The organism is Sulfitobacter sp. 1A13421 (genome assembly GCF_043557285.1).
GTDB lineage: Bacteria > Pseudomonadota > Alphaproteobacteria > Rhodobacterales > Rhodobacteraceae > Sulfitobacter > Sulfitobacter faviae.
Genome location: NZ_JBIFFQ010000004.1, coordinates 310202 through 326034 on the forward strand (window position 1 = coordinate 310202; position 15833 = coordinate 326034).

15 protein-coding genes are annotated in these 15833 nt (G+C 63.7%); 8 read left to right on the plus strand and 7 right to left on the minus strand.

Going from position 1 to position 15833, the window contains the following annotated elements:
- The 3 genes from ACGYLI_RS10470 to ACGYLI_RS10480 are packed head-to-tail and all read left to right on the plus strand — an operon-like array spanning position 1 to position 2758.
- Positions 1 to 780, plus strand: coding sequence for a succinate dehydrogenase iron-sulfur subunit (locus ACGYLI_RS10470; protein WP_067261891.1), 780 nt, complete (start codon positions 1 to 3; stop codon positions 778 to 780).
- 54 nt (positions 781 to 834) lie between these two features.
- On the plus strand, positions 835 to 1050 hold the full coding sequence (locus ACGYLI_RS10475; RefSeq protein ID WP_067261889.1) for a hypothetical protein: 216 nt from the start codon (positions 835 to 837) through the stop codon (positions 1048 to 1050).
- Between the two features lie 55 nt (positions 1051 to 1105).
- Complete coding sequence (locus ACGYLI_RS10480; protein ID WP_394419147.1) at positions 1106 to 2758, plus strand: FAD-binding dehydrogenase; 1653 nt, start codon at positions 1106 to 1108, stop codon at positions 2756 to 2758.
- Positions 2759 to 2949: 191 nt separating this feature from the next.
- Here ACGYLI_RS10480 and deoD read toward each other — a convergent pair whose 3' ends face one another.
- From deoD to ACGYLI_RS10495, 3 genes are all read right to left on the minus strand, one after another.
- Complete coding sequence (deoD, locus tag ACGYLI_RS10485; protein WP_394419148.1) at positions 2950 to 3654, minus strand: purine-nucleoside phosphorylase; 705 nt, start codon at positions 3652 to 3654, stop codon at positions 2950 to 2952.
- A gap of 199 nt (positions 3655 to 3853) precedes the next feature.
- A complete protein-coding gene (locus ACGYLI_RS10490; protein ID WP_271689351.1) occupies positions 3854 to 4198 on the minus strand; it encodes an H-NS histone family protein in 345 nt (114 codons plus the stop codon).
- A gap of 83 nt (positions 4199 to 4281) precedes the next feature.
- On the minus strand, positions 4282 to 6249 hold the full coding sequence (locus tag ACGYLI_RS10495; RefSeq protein ID WP_394419149.1) for a methylmalonyl-CoA mutase family protein: 1968 nt from the start codon (positions 6247 to 6249) through the stop codon (positions 4282 to 4284).
- A 165-nt stretch (positions 6250 to 6414) separates the two neighbouring features.
- Here ACGYLI_RS10495 and ACGYLI_RS10500 point away from each other — a divergent pair, with 165 nt between their 5' ends.
- The 5 genes from ACGYLI_RS10500 (at position 6415) to ACGYLI_RS10520 (ending at position 11902) form a co-directional block, all read left to right on the plus strand.
- Positions 6415 to 7812: a 1-acyl-sn-glycerol-3-phosphate acyltransferase gene (locus tag ACGYLI_RS10500; protein ID WP_394419150.1), complete on the plus strand. Its 1398-nt coding sequence runs from the start codon at positions 6415 to 6417 to the stop codon at positions 7810 to 7812.
- Between the two features lie 125 nt (positions 7813 to 7937).
- Entirely contained in the window at positions 7938 to 9218 is a 1281-nt protein-coding gene (ccrA, locus tag ACGYLI_RS10505; RefSeq protein WP_209217441.1) for a crotonyl-CoA carboxylase/reductase, read from the plus strand.
- 191 nt (positions 9219 to 9409) lie between these two features.
- Positions 9410 to 9616: a hypothetical protein gene (locus tag ACGYLI_RS10510; RefSeq protein ID WP_082851964.1), complete on the plus strand. Its 207-nt coding sequence runs from the start codon at positions 9410 to 9412 to the stop codon at positions 9614 to 9616.
- Positions 9564 to 10283: a LuxR family transcriptional regulator gene (locus tag ACGYLI_RS10515; RefSeq protein WP_067261877.1), complete on the plus strand. Its 720-nt coding sequence runs from the start codon at positions 9564 to 9566 to the stop codon at positions 10281 to 10283. Before ACGYLI_RS10510 ends, ACGYLI_RS10515 begins: the two co-directional genes overlap by 53 nt.
- Positions 10284 to 10363: 80 nt before the next feature.
- On the plus strand, positions 10364 to 11902 hold the full coding sequence (locus tag ACGYLI_RS10520) for an ATP-dependent RecD-like DNA helicase (protein WP_271689356.1): 1539 nt from the start codon (positions 10364 to 10366) through the stop codon (positions 11900 to 11902).
- Here ACGYLI_RS10520 and ACGYLI_RS10525 read toward each other — a convergent pair.
- From ACGYLI_RS10525 to ACGYLI_RS10540, 4 genes are all read right to left on the minus strand, one after another.
- Positions 11899 to 12666 (minus strand): TIGR02186 family protein, encoded by a 768-nt coding sequence (locus ACGYLI_RS10525; RefSeq protein WP_271689357.1) that lies wholly within the window; start codon positions 12664 to 12666, stop codon positions 11899 to 11901. The genes ACGYLI_RS10520 and ACGYLI_RS10525 overlap by 4 nt on opposite strands.
- Positions 12663 to 13577, minus strand: a complete 915-nt coding sequence (locus ACGYLI_RS10530) for a sulfite exporter TauE/SafE family protein (RefSeq protein WP_067261874.1) — start codon at positions 13575 to 13577, stop codon at positions 12663 to 12665. The genes ACGYLI_RS10525 and ACGYLI_RS10530 overlap by 4 nt, the downstream gene beginning before the upstream one ends.
- A gap of 114 nt (positions 13578 to 13691) precedes the next feature.
- A complete protein-coding gene (locus ACGYLI_RS10535) occupies positions 13692 to 14660 on the minus strand; it encodes an ABC transporter permease (RefSeq protein ID WP_394419151.1) in 969 nt (322 codons plus the stop codon).
- A 35-nt stretch (positions 14661 to 14695) separates the two neighbouring features.
- A complete protein-coding gene (locus ACGYLI_RS10540; RefSeq protein WP_394419152.1) occupies positions 14696 to 15832 on the minus strand; it encodes an ABC transporter permease in 1137 nt (378 codons plus the stop codon).
- Position 15833 lies beyond the last annotated feature (1 nt).

Sequence of the window (15833 nt, forward strand, 5' to 3'; positions counted from 1 at the left end):
ATGGTTCAACTGACGCTTCCGAAAAACTCCCGCATGACCAGCGGCAAGACATGGCCCAAGCCCGAAGGGGCGACCAACCTGCGCGAGTTCCACATCTATCGCTGGAACCCCGATGATGGGAAGAACCCGGCGCTCGACACCTATTTCGTCGATATGGACGATTGCGGGCCGATGATTCTCGACGCGTTGATCAAGATCAAGAACGAGATCGACCCGACGCTGACCTTCCGCCGCTCCTGCCGCGAGGGCATCTGCGGCTCTTGTGCGATGAACATCGACGGGATCAACACGCTGGCCTGCACTTACGGCATGGAAGAGATCAACGGCGTGGTGAAGATCTACCCGCTGCCGCATATGCCGGTGGTCAAGGACCTGATCCCCGATCTGACCCACTTCTACGCCCAGCACGCCAGCATCCAGCCATGGCTGGAGACCGACACGCCCGAGCCGCGCAAGGAGTGGAAACAATCGATCGACGATCGCGCCAAGCTGGACGGTCTGTACGAGTGCATCATGTGCGCCTGCTGCTCGACCTCCTGCCCCAGCTACTGGTGGAACGGCGACCGCTACCTCGGGCCAGCCGCGCTGCTGCATGCCTACCGCTGGATCATCGACAGCCGGGATGAGGCGACGGGCGAGCGTCTGGATGACCTTGAGGATCCGTTCAAGCTCTACCGCTGCCACACGATCATGAACTGCGCCAAGACCTGCCCCAAGGGGCTGAACCCGGCGGCGGCGATTGCCAATATCAAGAAACTGATGGTCGAGCGCACCGTCTGATCCACCCAATCCGACAGGAAGGCCCGGCCAAGCGCCGGGCCTTTGGTTTTTCCCATGATCCTGCCCTTTGTCATCGTTATCGTCTTTGTGATCGTGCTGATCTTTGCCCGTCGCAACGCGCCCACGCGCGACTGCCGCTGGCGCGAAGACCGGGCGGGGGACAAGGGCGCGCTGCGCAAATACCACTGCGTCGCCTGCGGGGCCGAAGCCTACCGCAGCGAAGGGCCGCCAGATCGTTGCCTCAAAGGGCTCGACACCCCGCGCCTGTGACATTGCCTTTGCGGTGAACGCAGCGCACACTCCTGTCAAAAGGGGAGGCGGTTCGATGGGCGATGAGAGTTTCAAAGTAGATGTGATCGTGGTCGGCGCGGGCTTGGCCGGGATGGTCGCCGCCCATGAAGCGGTGCTGCGCGGGCGTCGCGTTCTGCTGCTGGATCAGGAAGGCCCGCAAAGCCTCGGCGGGCAGGCGTTCTGGTCGCTCGGCGGGCTTTTCATGGTCGACACACCCGAACAACGCCGCATGGGCATCCGCGACAGCGCCGAACTGGCCTATCGCGACTGGATGGGCTCGGCGCAATTCGACCGCTCCGAAGACGCCAACCCCCGCAAGCTTGCGGAGGGTTTCATCGAATGGGCCGCAGGCGACATGCGCGCTTGGCTCCAAGGGTTTGGCATGCGCTGGTTTCCGGTCGTCGGCTGGGCCGAGCGCGGCGGGGCAGGGGCCGGAGGCCACGGCAACTCCGTCCCGCGCTTTCATATCACTTGGGGCACCGGCACCGGCGTCGTCGGCCCCTTCGCGCGGCTGATGCAGGACTACGCGGCAGCGGGCAAACTGCGCCTTGCCTTCCGCCACCGCGTCACGCGGCTGGTTGCAACGGATGGGGCGGTCACCGGCGTGGCGGGCGAGGTGCTGGAAGACAGCGACGCCCCGCGCGGTCAGAGCACATCGCGAAATGTTACCGGCGACTTTGAGCATACCGCCGAGGCCGTCATCCTCACCACCGGCGGTATCGGCGCCAACCACGATCTGGTGCGGCAACACTGGCCCAAAGACCGTCTCGGCCCCGCGCCGCGCCGGATGGTCAGCGGCGTGCCCGACTACGTCGACGGCAAGATGCACGCCATCGCGGCAAAGGCCGGGGCGGGGCTCATTAACGAAGACCGCATGTGGCACTACTGCGAAGGCGTGCAAAATTGGGAGCCGATCTGGCCCAATCACGGCATCCGCATCCTACCCGGTCCCTCGTCCATGTGGTTCGACGCGCGCGGCGACCGGATGGAGGCCCCCTGCCTGCCCGGCTTCGACACGCTCTCGACCCTGGGGCGCATCCTACAGGCGGGCGAACACAGCTGGTTCATCCTCACGCAAAAGATCATCGAAAAGGAATTCGCCCTCTCGGGATCCGAACAGAACCCCGATCTCACCTCCGGCAGATGGGGCGAAGTCCTGAAAGCACGGCTCGGGAAGGGGGCAACCGCCGCAGTCGAGGCCTTCAAAGAAAAAGGCGCGGACTTCATCGTCGCCGAGGATCTGGAAACCCTCGTTTCCCGCATGAACGCCCTCACACCCGAGACCCCCGTCGCCCTAGAGCACATCCGCGCCCAGATCAAAGCCCGCGACGGCCAATTGGGCAACCCCTTCGCCAAAGACGCCCAGATCACCGCGATCCGCGGCGCCCGCAACTACCGTGGCGACCGCCTGATCCGCACCGCCAAACCCCACGCCATCCTCGATCCGGCCAACGGCCCGCTCATCGCCGTGCGCCTCAACATCCTCACCCGCAAATCCCTCGGCGGATTACACAGCGACACCCATGGCCGCGTGCTCACGCCTGCGCGCACCATCCTCCCCGGTCTCTTCGCCGCCGGAGAGGTCTGCGGCTTCGGCGGCGGCGGCTACCACGGCTACAACGCCCTCGAAGGCACCTTCTTGGGCGGCTGCCTCTACTCCGGCCGCCTCGCCGGCCAACACGCCTAAAAGACGCGCCACACCCCCTCCCTTCATCCTTTCCCAAATACCTTCCGCACTCTCCCCACACCCGAGCGCCAACCAACGAAGCACCCCCCTCGCTCAAACCACCCGCCAAGCCACGAAAAAAGGCGCGACCCCCGCCGCGCCCCTTCATCCTTTTTCAAATACCAATCCCGCCCTCTCAGCAGGCGCCGCACTCAGGCAAAGGCCGCCTCCAGCGCAATCTCGACCATATCGCCAAAACTCTTTTCGCGATCCTCCGACGGCAACGCCTCGCCGGTCTGCAAATGATCGCTCACCGTCAACACCGCCAAAGCACGCCGCTTGTGCCGCGCGGCCAGCGTGTAAAGCTCCGCCGCTTCCATCTCGACACCGAGGATGCCATGGCGCACCATCTGCTCATCGAGATCCGGGCGCTCCGCATAGAAAACATCCGAGGAATAGATCCCCCCCACATGGGTCTTGGCCTCCAGCTTTTCGGCTGCAGCCACAGCGGCGCTCAAAAGGCCGTAATCGGCGCAGGGGGCGTAGTTCAATTCGCGGAAAATGCCGGAGGAGGGCGAAGTGATTGTGCTCGCCGTCATGGCGATGATCACGTCGCGGATGCCGACATGGGATTGCATCCCCCCGCAAGAGCCGATGCGGATCAGGGTCTGCGCGCCATATTCGGTCATCAACTCATTGGCGTAGATCGACAGCGACGGCATGCCCATGCCCGAGCCTTGGATCGTTACCCGGTTGCCGCGCCATGTGCCGGTAAAGCCGAGCATACCGCGGACTTCGTTGACCAGTTCAGCCCCTTCGAGAAAGGTCTCCGCCGCCCATTTCGCGCGGTAGGGGTCGCCGGGCATCAATACGGTTTCGGCGATATTGCCGGGTTTTGCGCCAATATGGACGGTCATTTCTGTCTCCTGATGTTTGGCGCATTTTGCCCGCGCAAGGCGGGCTTCACAAGGGCTGCGGTGGGGCAGGGGGCGTGACGTAAACTTCCGCGCGGTGCCGTGCGGGCGGTGGCTATCGAATTCACATTTCCGTTAGCAATAAAAAAGCGCCGGTGAATTGCTATTCAACCGGCGCAAAATTCCCGTATTTCGGGAAGTATTAAACCCGCATCGTTTCCGGATCGGCACCATTCTCTACTTGGGCGCGGAACCAATTTGGCTGGCGGCCTTTTCCGGTCCAAGTCTGGGATGGGTTCTCCGGATTGGCGAACTGAGGTTTCGATTTCGGACCGGCAGGCGCTTTGCGTGGCTTCTTGGCCTTCTTGGGCGCGGGGGCCTCATCAGCTAACTCATTCAGGGAAAAGCCGTATTCCGCCGCTGCCTTTTGCGCCGCCTTGCGTGCGGCGCGGCGTTCGCGCGCCTGTGCGGCCTGCAATGCCTTTTTGACATCCGACAGAAGTTTCTCCAGTTCCTTGCGGCTCATGGATTTCAGGTCTTTTTCCATATCTGATATTTCCTTTCCAGATTGTGCTGGTAGAGGGAATTATAGCGCCAATAGGTTAATTGCACGATGTATTTTGTGTCAGCCTATTCCGCCGCCACCGCTTTGGGATCGGCGAGCGTAATAATATCCTGCATGATGACGTTCAATTCGAAGTCCTTCGGCGTATAGACCTGCGCCACCCCGGCGGCGCGCAAACGGGTGGCGTCGGCCTCGGGAATGATGCCGCCGACGATGACGGGAATATGGGTCAACCCGGCCTCGGCCATGCGTTTCATTAGGTCTTCGACCAAGGGCACATGGGAGCCCGAGAGGATCGACAGGCCGACAACATGGGCGGCTTCCGTTTGTGCTGCTTCGACAATCTCCGCAGGCGTTAGACGGATGCCTTCATAGCTGATATCCATGCCGCAATCGCGGGCGCGGACGGCGATCTGCTCGGCCCCGTTTGAGTGGCCGTCGAGCCCTGGTTTGCCGACGAGGAATTTCAACCTGCGGCCCAGTTTGTCGCTGACCGCGTCTACCGCATCGCGCAGGTCGTCCAGACCTTCGGTCTTGTTGGACTGGCCTGCGGAAACCCCTGTGGGGCCACGATATTCCCCGTGAACGGCGCGCATCTGCGCGGCCCATTCGCCGGTCGTCACCCCGGCTTTCGCGGCGGCGATGGAGGCGGGCATGATGTTCTCGCCCGCCTGCGCCGCGGCGCGCAGATCGGCCAGCGCCTGTTTCACGGCAGCCGCGTCGCGGGCGCTGCGCCACGCGTCGAGCCGGGCGAGCTGGTCGGCCTCGGCGCCGGGGTCGGATTGCATGATATCGCCTGCGCCGGTCATCAGGGGCGAGGGCGCGCCTTGCTGCCATTTGTTGACGCCCACCACGACGGTTTCACCGCTTTCGATGCGGCGCAGCCGGTCGGCATTGCTTTCGACCAAACGTCCTTTCATGTAATCGATCGCGGAAATCGCGCCGCCCATACCGTCGAGATTCGCCAATTCGGCCCGTGCGCCTTCTTTGAGCAATTCGACCTTGGCATCGACCGCCGGGTTGCCGTCGAATAGATCGTCGAATTCCAAAAGGTCCGTTTCATGGGCCATGATCTGCTGCATCCGCATCGACCATTGTTGATCCCAGGGGCGGGGCAGGCCGAGGGCTTCGTTCCATGCGGGCAATTGCACGGCGCGGGCGCGGGCTTTTTTCGACAGGGTCACGGCCAGCATTTCGATGAGAATACGGTAGACGTTATTCTCGGGCTGTTGTTCGGTCAGCCCCAGTGAATTGACCTGCACCCCGTAGCGGAAGCGACGGAATTTGGGGTCTTCGACGCCATAGCGCTCACGGCAAATCTCGTCCCAAAGATCTACAAAGGCGCGCATTTTGCACATTTCGGTGACGAAACGGATGCCTGCGTTCACGAAGAAGGAAATGCGGCCCACCAATTTCGGGAAATCCTCTGCCGGGACGCGGGGTTTCAGCGCGTCGAGCACGGCGGTGGCGGTGGCCAGCGCGAAAGCCAATTCCTGTTCCGGCGTCGCGCCCGCCTCTTGCAGGTGGTAGGAACAGACGTTCATCGGGTTCCATTTCGGCACATTCGTATAGCAGAATTCGGCCACATCCGCGATCATCTTGAGCGATGGCGCGGGCGGGCAGATATAGGTGCCGCGGCTGAGGTATTCCTTGATCAGGTCGTTTTGCACCGTGCCTTGCAGCTTGGAGACATCCGCGCCCTGTTCCTCGGCAGCCGCGATATAGAGCGCGAGCAGCCATGGGGCGGTGGCGTTGATCGTCATTGAGGTGTTCATCTGTTCCAGCGGGATGCCATCAAACAGCGCGCGCATATCGCCGAGGTGGTTCACCGGCACGCCCACCTTGCCAACCTCGCCGCGGCTGAGCACATGGTCGCTGTCATATCCGGTTTGGGTCGGCAGGTCGAAGGCCACGGAAAGCCCAGTCTGCCCGCGCTCAAGGTTCGAGCGGTAAAGCGCGTTAGACGCGGCGGCGGTGGAATGGCCCGCATAGGTGCGAATGAGCCAGGGGCGGTCTTTCTGCGGTTGGGTCATCGTGGCCTCTTGAATCTGAGTGGCAATAAAGTTGCGTCATGACGTTGATAGGGGAAATAATATGCCTCTGTCAATTCGCTGCGTTGCGGCATCACTCGGGCCGCTTGGGCGGGCGGGAAACAGATAAATATTGTCCTCTCGCCCTTGCACTGTAAGGGTTAAGCCATGACGCAGACTGTGCAATTGCCCCTTTGGCTGTTCATCCTCATCGTGGTTTTCGCAGCCGTCACGGCGCTGAGCCATTTTCTACTGCCTTCGGTGCGTTGGTTCTTTCGCCGGCGGCTTGAGCGGGCGGTGGCGCGGTTGAACAAGCGGCTGACGCGGCCCATCGAGCCCTTCAAACTGGCGCGGCGGTACGACATGATCCAACGGCTGATCTATGATCCGGAGGTCAGCCAGGAGATCGTCAACTATGCCCGCAGCAACGGCGTGCCGGAGAACGTGGCCTTTCAAAAGGCGCGGGAATATGCGCGCGAGATCGTGCCGCGGTTTTCGGCCTTCGCCTATTTCAGTTTCGGCATCCGCTTGGCGCGGCTGTTGACCAATACGGTCTACCGGGTCGAGACGGCGGTGAGTAACGAGACGACATTCGCCGCGCTGCCGCGGGATGCCACGGTGGTCTTCATCATGAACCACCGGTCGAACATGGATTACATGCTGGTGACCTATCTCGCCGCGCGGTCTTCGGCGCTGAGCTATGCGGTGGGGGAATGGGCGCGGGTTTGGCCGCTAAGCACGTTGATCCGCTCCATGGGGGCCTACTTCATCCGGCGCCGGTCGCGCGGGGCGCTCTATCGCAAGGTCTTGGCGCGCTACGTGCAGATGGCCACGACGGGCGGGGTGACGCAGGCCTTCTACCCCGAGGGCGGCTTGAGCCTGACCGGGGCCTTGCAGCCGCCGAAGGTCGGGCTTCTGTCCTATGTCGTGGATGGGTTCGACCCCGAGGGCGCGCGCGATATCATCTTTGTGCCCGTGGCGATTAACTATGACCGGGTGCTGGAAGACCGCGTGTTGATCGCCGCCGGGCAGCGCGGGGACCGGCGTTTTGGGGCGCGGATCACGGTGGTCGTGGGCTTCGTGCTGCGCAAGATGTGGCGGCGGCTGCGCGGGCGCGACACGCGTTTTGGCACGGCGGCGGTGACTTTCGGCGATCCGCTGTCGCTGCGTCGTACTGGGGCCGGCGTGCCGGTCTCGGAGTTGTCCGAAATGTTGATGGACCGGATCGCGCAGGCGATGCCGGTGCTGACCGTGCCGCTGATCGCGCGGGTGATGTTGCAGGCCGCCCGCCCGATGAAGGAGGCCGATCTGCTGGCCGAAGTGGCTGCCACTTTGGAGCAGATGCCACCGCGCAATCGGGTGCCGAAGCCAGACGTCCTGCCCGAACGGGTCGCCCGCGCCGTCGCGCGGCTCAAGAAACGTGGCGTCATTTCCGAAGGCCCGGAAGGGCTGGAGATCGTCGAGGGGCAGGGGCCTGTTTTGGCCTTCTACGCTAATTCCATTGCACATTTCCCCTCGGAGGATGCTGCAGCTGCGGCAGAAATTGCTGCGACTGCTGGGTCATAAAATTACAAACTGCGGTATCTAGGGGTTGCATTGTTGCGCGGTGGATCATATCCCGAAAGGGAGCCACCGCGATTCTGCGGTGCGGCACAGACCTTGTAGACACCGATCACCGGCAGGAGGCCCACATGGCACTGGATACGAAACACGCCGAATATGACGCCCCGCAAAAGGACCTCTATGAAGTGGGCGAGATGCCCCCGATGGGGCATGTCCCGAAACAGATGTATGCTTGGGCGATCCGCCGCGAACGGCACGGCGACCCGGACAGCGCGATGCTGCAAGAGGTGGTCGACGTGCCTAAGCTCGACAGCCAAGACGTGCTGGTCCTCGTGATGGCGGCGGGCATCAACTACAACGGTGTCTGGGCCGCGCGCGGCGTGCCGATCAGCCCCTTCGACGGCCATGGCGAGCCTTACCACATCGCGGGCTCCGATGCCTCGGGCATCGTCTGGGCGGTGGGCGATAAGGTGACCCGTTGGAAGGTCGGCGATGAGGTGGTGATCCACTGCAACCAAGACGACGGCGACGACGAGGAATGCAACGGCGGCGACCCGATGTATTCTCCCAGCCAGCGGATCTGGGGCTATGAGACGCCCGACGGCTCTTTCGCGCAGTTCACCCGGGTGCAGAGCCAGCAGTTGATGCCGCGCCCCAAGCATCTGACATGGGAAGAAAGCGCCTGCTACACGCTGACGCTGGCGACCGCCTACCGGATGCTCTTTGGCCACGAGCCGCACGACCTGAAGCCCGGCCAGAACGTCTTGGTCTGGGGCGCCTCCGGTGGCCTCGGCTCCTATGCGATCCAGCTCATCAACACTGCGGGCGCCAATGCGATCGGCGTGATCTCGGACGAGAGCAAGCGCCAGTTCGTGATGGATCTGGGTGCCAAGGGGGTGCTGAACCGCAAGGACTTCAACTGCTGGGGCCAATTGCCCACCGTGAACACGCCGGAATATGCCGAGTGGTTCAAGGAGGCGCGCAAGTTCGGCAAGGCGATCTGGGACATCACCGGCAAGGGCGTGAATGTCGATATGGTGTTCGAGCACCCCGGTGAGGCGACCTTCCCGGTCTCCACCTTCGTGGTGAAGAAGGGCGGCATGGTGGTGATCTGCGCAGGCACAAGCGGGTTCAACCTGACCTTCGACGTGCGCTACATGTGGATGCACCAGAAGCGCTTGCAGGGCAGCCACTTTGCCCACCTCAAACAGGCGAGTGCCGCCAACAAGCTGATGATGGAACGGCGGCTCGACCCCTGCATGTCCGAGGTCTTTAGCTGGGCCGATCTGCCCGAGGCGCATATGAAGATGATGCGTAATGAGCATAAGCCGGGCAATATGTCGGTGCTGGTGCAGGCCCCGACGACCGGGCTGCGCACGTTGGAAGACACGCTGGTCGCCCGCGACTAAGCGACACGGATCGGCTAAGATGAGACCCCCGTGGCTTCGGCTGCGGGGGTTTTGCGTGGTGCCCTGTCGAAACAGAGGCTTAGCGCCCGAAGCCCCGCTATTTATGGGGGGGCAGAAAGCGCGGATGGTGCAAAATAATGTACATGCTATGGTTGTATTAATCTGCCATTAACCAAAGCTGGGCGACCCTCATGCGAGATGATTGGATATTGGACGTTTTGGCCGATCTCAGGGCTTTTGCCATGGCGAACCAACTGCCGCGCACGGCGGAACAGTTGGACGACGCGGCGCTGATCGCTCTGGCTGAGATGTCCTTGCAACGCGAAAGGGCCATGGGCCGGACGCATGAGGATAGAGCCGCATCTGGAACGGATTTGGGAAAGGCTGGCGCAGGCTGATGGCCAGCCCGCCCTTGGGCAGGCCTGCAAAGACCTGCGTGATCACTATGGCATTCTGCATGTCGTCTATCACTGGGTCGACACGGCGGGGGTGCAATATGGCTGCGGCACCTATGGCGCGCTTTGGTCTGAGCGCTATCAGGCGCATAACTACCTGCGCATCGATCCCGTGGTCGCGGGCTGCTATCGCCGGTTCGAGCCGGTGGATTGGAAAGACCTCGATTGGTCCTCGCGCGCGGCGCGGCAGTTTCGCCGGGATGCTTTGGACCATGGGGTCGGCGATCAGGGGTTCTCGGTCCCGATCCGGGGGCCGCATGGGCAATTCGCGCTTTTCACCACGAACCACAGTTGCACCGATCGGGTTTGGGCCGCTTTCACCGCGCGGCACCGGCGCGATTTGATCTGGGCGGCCCATTGCTTCAACGAAAAGGCGCTGGCGCTGGCCCCGGAGCGGGCACCGGGTGCGGTGCAGGCGCTCTCTCCGCGCGAGGTGGATGCGATGACCCTGCTGGCGGTGGGCTACAGCCGCGCGCAGGTGGCTGACCGTCTGTCGATCTCGGAACATACGTTGCGCGCCTATGTGGAAAGCGCCCGCTTCAAACTGGGGGCGTCCAATACCACCCATGCGGTCGCCCGTGCGCTCAGCCGGGGGCTGATCGTCGTCTGAGGCGGATAATCCACATGAATCGCAGGCGCGCGGGGCAAAGCCATCTGGCCCCCGGCGCGGGGCTCATTTAGGGTCGCCCAATGACATCTACCGCGCTCACCTATTCCGAAGACCAAGCCGCCGCCCATGACAAGGTGGCCGATATGCTGCGCTCGGCGGGCATCGATCTGGACGACTCGCTTTTGATGCCGCCTGCGGGCGGGCCGGATCAGGTGATGGCGGTGACCGGCAAGGCCGGATCGGGCAAGACCCTGCTGCTGGCCGAGCTTTACCGCGCGCTGGAAGGGGCAGGGGTCGAGATCGTGTCGGGCGATTACGAATCGCGCAAGAAGCGCGAGAAGCGGACCTTGGCGATCCTCGCGCCCACCAACAAGGCGGCGAGCGTGCTGCGGTTGCGCGGGGTGCCCGCGACGACGATCCACCGCATTCTCTACACGCCGGTCTATCACCCTGAATACGAGCGTATCGCCGAATGGCTGACCGGCAACGGCGAGAAGCCCGAGATCGAGGGCCTCAGTGAAATGGCGCTGGACCGGGCGGCGGCGTTTTTTGCGAACAACAAGTCCGTGCCCGGGGCGCTGGCGGCGGCGGGGCTGCGCGGCAGCGACTTCATCACCGGCTGGAAACGGCGGGAAGAGCCCTTGGACATTGGTTTCGTCGACGAAAGCTCGATGCTGGACGACAAGCAGTTCGAGGATTTGAAAGAGATTTTCCCGACGCTGCTGTTGTTCGGTGACCCGGCGCAGTTGGCGCCGGTGGGGCAATCGGGCACGATGGTCTTCGAGAAACTGCCCGAGAAGCGCGTCTTGAACCTCAACCGCATCCACCGGCAAGAGGCCGACAACCCGATCCTTGATCTCGCCCATGCGCTGGCCGATCCGCAGTTGGAGTTTCATGACTTCGAGCGGATGATCGAAGACGCGGCGCGCCGCGATGACCGCGTGGTCTGGGGCCAGCGTGTTGAGGTCGACCTGATGGCGCGCAGCCCGGTGCTGGTCTGGCGCAATGCGACGCGTATTCGGCTGATCAATGCGTTCCGCAGCGTGCATGGCGCGCCAGAGGATGCGTTGCTGGCGGGCGAGCCGCTGATCTGCGATGGGATCGAACTGCCGCTGAAACACCGGAAGAAACGGCTGGACCTTGAAGCGCGGGGCCTGATCAAGGGCGCGCAGGTGGTCTATCTGGGCGAGGGGCGCAAGCCCGGCTTCAGCCGCTTGCATGTGATCGGCGCCGAAGACCCGCAGGTGAGTGCCGCCTCGATCGTGAAGATCGAGAAACCCGACGAAGAAGAGCCCTTCATCCCCTTCGCCGCGCGCATGGGGGCGACCTTTCTGCACGGGGCGGCGGTGACGATCCACAAGGCCCAAGGCAGCCAGTGGGAGAACGTGCAGGTCTTTGCGCCCGATCTCTATGCCGCCGCGCGGATGGGGCGGTCGGAGGCGGGGCAGCCGCTGTGGAAACGGCTGGCTTACGTCGCCATCACCCGCGCTCAGGAGCGACTGATCTGGGTGGTGCGCAACCGGCTCAGCAAGCCTTCGGGGCCGTTGCGGGTGGATGATCTGCGGGCCGCGCCAGCGGCGGCGCTGACGCTTGAGGCGACCGAGGATGGCGCGGCTTAGCGGCGCATGAGGCCGAAGACGGCAGAGGCGCCCCAACCCGCCGCGACCGCGATAAAGAGCGACAGCAGCCCGTAGAGAAACGCCTGTTGGTGGGCGAGGTTAAACAACCAACGCTCCATCCCGACTTTGCGCACGTCGATGATCGTCTCATATTGCGCTACCACATCGCCGCCGCGCGTGAGGAAAATCCGCGTGTCATAGGCCCCTTCGGTGAGCGAGGCGGGCAGGGCGACGGCGGCGCGGAAGAGGGTTTGCTCATCGACCTTCACCCCGTCTTCGATGACTTGGTACAGGTTCGCATCCTTGCGCACGCGGATCAGCGCATCGGTGAATTGGGTGGGGTCCGCGATCTCCATCGGGGCGCCGACCGACCGGATGGCGCGGGGGATGGAGATGCGGTGACGCAGGTCTTCGATACGTTTGAGCACCTCGGCCAGCGGGCCGGAGGTGACCACGGCGTAGAAGCTTGGTGCGCGGTCGACCTCAACCGCGGCGGTGTTCACCCAGATGCCAAAGCGCCGCTCTTTGCGGCGCACCATCACCGGGGCCGAGGGGCCGGAGACGGTAATGACAACTTCGAGCGGCGCGCCATCGGGGATCGGGGTTTCGCGTTTAACGGCCCCGTAGACGAGGATCTCGGACCCGTCGAAATTGGTGGTGATGGAGACTTCGGCCTGGCTGAGGCCAAGCACGATTTCCTCTTCCGCCGTGGCGGTCAGGGCCGTGAAACACAGGCCAAGGAAGGCGATCAGCGCGCGCATCATTCCGCCGCCACCGGGCTGAGTGAATAGAGTTCCGCTGGTTCCAGCAACAGGTCAAGCGCCAGCTTGCCGCAGACCGCCAAGACCAGCACCGCGAGCAGGATGCGCAGCTGTTCGGCCTGCATCCGCACGCCGATCCGCGTGCCCACCTGCGCGCCGAGCACGCCGCCCACCAGCAGCAGCACCGCCAGCACGATGTCGACCGTCTGGTTGGTGGTGGCATGCAGCATGGTGGTGAAGCCGGTGACGAAGATGATCTGCAACAGCGAGGTGCCGATCACGACTTTGGTTGGCATGCCAAGCAGGTAGATCATCGCGGGCACCATGATGAAGCCGCCGCCCACACCCATGATCGCAGAGAGCATCCCGACCGCCGCACCGACCAGCACCGGCGGGATCACCGAGATATAGAGACCCGACACCCGAAAGCGGATTTTGAACGGCAGGCCATGCACCCAATAGTGTTTCTTGCGTTTGACCCGGCCCCCCTTGCGGGTGCGGCGGATGGCGCGGAGCGATTCCACGAACATCAGCCCGCCGATAATGCCAAGGAAGACGACATAGCAAAGCGTCACCAGCAGATCGACTTGGCCCAGCGATTTCAGGTAGTTGAAAATGAACATGCCGATGCCGGAGCCGATCAGGCCTCCGGCCAGCAGCACCCAGCCCATTCGGAAATCGACCGTCTTTCGCTTGAGATGCGCCAGAAGCGCCGAGAAGGAAGAGGCCACGATTTGATTGGTCGAGGTCGCCACCGCCACGGCGGGCGGGATGCCGACAAAGAACAGCAGCGGCGTGATCAGAAACCCGCCGCCGACGCCGAACATGCCCGAAAGGATGCCCACGATGCCGCCCAACCCCAAAAGGAGGAAGGCGTTAACCGATACTTCGGCAATGGGCAGGTAGATTTGCATGACGTTTCCTAGCCCCGAACGGCCGCGCAGTTCAACATAGCTTGTCGCGGTGAGGCGACCACTTTGACAGGTTGCGCCGATCCGGCCCTCGGGTGCAAGGGCCGGAAGGAAGTGTCAGCGTTCTTTCACATAGGGCTCGCCACCCGCGCGCGGCGGGATCGCTTTTCCGACGAAACCGGCGAGGATCACCACGGTCATCAGGTAGGGCAGGGCGCCCAGAAGCTGGCCCTGCACCTTGATGCCGATGACCGATTGGATCACGTCCGGTCGGGTCTCCAGCGCGCCGAAGAGGCCGAAGAGCAGGGTGGCCCAAAGGGCGTACCACGGACGCCACTTGGCGAAGATCAGCGCGGCCAGCGCGATGAAGCCGCGGCCCGCCGACATGTCCTTGACGAAACCCGCCTGCAGCGCGGTGCTGAGGTAGGCGCCCGCCACGCCGCAGAGCAGCCCCGCGATGGCCACCGCGGCATAGCGCAGACCCACGACCGAGACACCGGCGGTGTCGACGGCGGCAGGGTTTTCGCCCACCGCGCGCAGGCGCAGGCCGAAGCGGGTGCGGAACAGGATCCACCATGTCAGCGGCACCGCGAGGAAAGCGGCATAGACGAGGATCGAATGGCCGGAGATCAGCTCTTCGTAAAGCGGGCCGATGATGGGCACGTCCTCCATCGCCTCGGCGAAGGGCAGAGTGATCGGCTCGAACCGCGCGCCGCCGAAGAGCGAGGGCGTGCGGCCGCCTTGGGCGAACCAGTCCTGCGCGATCAGCACCGTCATGCCCGCGGCGAGAAAGTTGATCGCCACGCCGGAGATGAGCTGGTTGCCGCGGAAGGTGATCGAGGCAAGGCCATGCACCGCGCTGAGCGCCAGCGAGGAGGCGATGCCCGCCGCCAGACCGATCCAAACCGAGCCGGTGATCGACGCAAGCGCCGCCGAGAAGAAGGCCGCGGCCAGCATCTTGCCCTCGAGCCCGATGTCGAAGACGCCCGCGCGTTCGGAGAAAAGACCGGCAAGACAGGCCAGAAGCAACGGCGTGGCCAGCCGCACGGTGCTGTCGAGCAATTGGATGAGCGTGATGTAGTCCATAGGTCAGACCCGCTTTCTCAGGGGGGTATAGGGGCTCATTCCGCGCTCTCCGACTGGGCGCTGCGGGGGCCGGGTTTGGGCGGGCCGGGGCGGCGGAACATCAAGAAGAGACGCTCCAGCGGCATCCGCACCATGTTGTCGAGCGCGCCGGTGAAGAGGATCACGAGCGCTTGGATCACGACGATCAACTCGCGCGGGATCGAGGTCCAGAGCGCCAGTTCCGCGCCGCCTTGGTAGAGGAAGCCGAACAGGAGCGCGGCAAAGAAGACGCCCACGGGATGCGAGCGGCCCATCAGCGCCACGGCGATGCCGATGAAGCCCGCGCCCTCGGTCGCGTTCAGCACCAGACGTTCGCTTTCGCCCATGACGTTGTTGATCGCCATCAGCCCTGCCAGCGCGCCCGAGATGATCATGGTGATCATGGTGATGCGCACGGGCGAGATGCCCGCGTATTTCGCCGCCGGCTGCGAATGGCCGTAGGCGCGGATTTCATAGCCCAGACGGGTGCGCCAGATCAGCATCCAGATCGCCACGCAGGCGCCGACCGCCACCAGCAGCGAGACGTTGGCGGGCGCGGATTTCGAGAAGGCGATGCCCAGCGGCGCCAGCAACTCGTGCAAGGTCGGCAGATGCACGGCCTCGGGGAAGCGGGCGCTGGCCGGGTCCATGCTGCCCGGTGGGCGCATGACGTTGACGAGAACGTAGTTCAAAAGCGCCGCGGCGATGAAGTTGAACATGATCGTGGTGATCACGACGTGGGAGCCGCGCTTGGCCTGCAGCCAGCCGGGGATCGCGGCCCAGACCGCGCCCAGAAGACCGGCCATGACGCCGCAACCGATCAGTGCCAGCGTCCAATGCGGCCACGGGATGTAGAGCGCGGCCAGCGCCACGCCAAGGCCGCCCAGCATCGCCTGACCCTCGCCACCGATGTTGAACAGCCGCGCGTGAAAGGCCACGGCGACGGCAAGACCAGTGAAGATGAAGTTGGTGGCGTAATACAGCGTGTAGCCCCAGCCATAGGTCGAGCCGAGTGCGCCCTTGACCATGAGGTTCACCGCCGCGACCGGGTCTTCGCCGATCGACAGGATCACCAGCGCTGAGAGCACGGCGGCCAGCAGCAGGGAGATCAGCGGCACGAGGATCACCTCGGCCCATTTCGGCATCACGTCCATC

What these genes read in the sequence shown, in the direction of transcription:
- ACGYLI_RS10470 (WP_067261891.1), top strand. Translation starts at nt 1, where the DNA reads ATGGTTCAACTGACGCTTCCGAAAAACTCCCGCATGACCAGCGGCAAG.
- ACGYLI_RS10475 (WP_067261889.1), top strand. Translation starts at nt 835, where the DNA reads ATGATCCTGCCCTTTGTCATCGTTATCGTCTTTGTGATCGTGCTGATC.
- ACGYLI_RS10480 (WP_394419147.1), top strand. Translation starts at nt 1,106, where the DNA reads ATGGGCGATGAGAGTTTCAAAGTAGATGTGATCGTGGTCGGCGCGGGC.
- deoD (WP_394419148.1), bottom strand. Translation starts at nt 3,654, where the DNA reads ATGACCGTCCATATTGGCGCAAAACCCGGCAATATCGCCGAAACCGTA.
- ACGYLI_RS10490 (WP_271689351.1), bottom strand. Translation starts at nt 4,198, where the DNA reads ATGGAAAAAGACCTGAAATCCATGAGCCGCAAGGAACTGGAGAAACTT.
- ACGYLI_RS10495 (WP_394419149.1), bottom strand. Translation starts at nt 6,249, where the DNA reads ATGACCCAACCGCAGAAAGACCGCCCCTGGCTCATTCGCACCTATGCG.
- ACGYLI_RS10500 (WP_394419150.1), top strand. Translation starts at nt 6,415, where the DNA reads ATGACGCAGACTGTGCAATTGCCCCTTTGGCTGTTCATCCTCATCGTG.
- ccrA (WP_209217441.1), top strand. Translation starts at nt 7,938, where the DNA reads ATGGCACTGGATACGAAACACGCCGAATATGACGCCCCGCAAAAGGAC.
- ACGYLI_RS10510 (WP_082851964.1), top strand. Translation starts at nt 9,410, where the DNA reads ATGCGAGATGATTGGATATTGGACGTTTTGGCCGATCTCAGGGCTTTT.
- ACGYLI_RS10515 (WP_067261877.1), top strand. Translation starts at nt 9,564, where the DNA reads ATGAGGATAGAGCCGCATCTGGAACGGATTTGGGAAAGGCTGGCGCAG.
- ACGYLI_RS10520 (WP_271689356.1), top strand. Translation starts at nt 10,364, where the DNA reads ATGACATCTACCGCGCTCACCTATTCCGAAGACCAAGCCGCCGCCCAT.
- ACGYLI_RS10525 (WP_271689357.1), bottom strand. Translation starts at nt 12,666, where the DNA reads ATGATGCGCGCGCTGATCGCCTTCCTTGGCCTGTGTTTCACGGCCCTG.
- ACGYLI_RS10530 (WP_067261874.1), bottom strand. Translation starts at nt 13,577, where the DNA reads ATGCAAATCTACCTGCCCATTGCCGAAGTATCGGTTAACGCCTTCCTC.
- ACGYLI_RS10535 (WP_394419151.1), bottom strand. Translation starts at nt 14,660, where the DNA reads ATGGACTACATCACGCTCATCCAATTGCTCGACAGCACCGTGCGGCTG.
- ACGYLI_RS10540 (WP_394419152.1), bottom strand. Translation starts at nt 15,832, where the DNA reads ATGGACGTGATGCCGAAATGGGCCGAGGTGATCCTCGTGCCGCTGATC.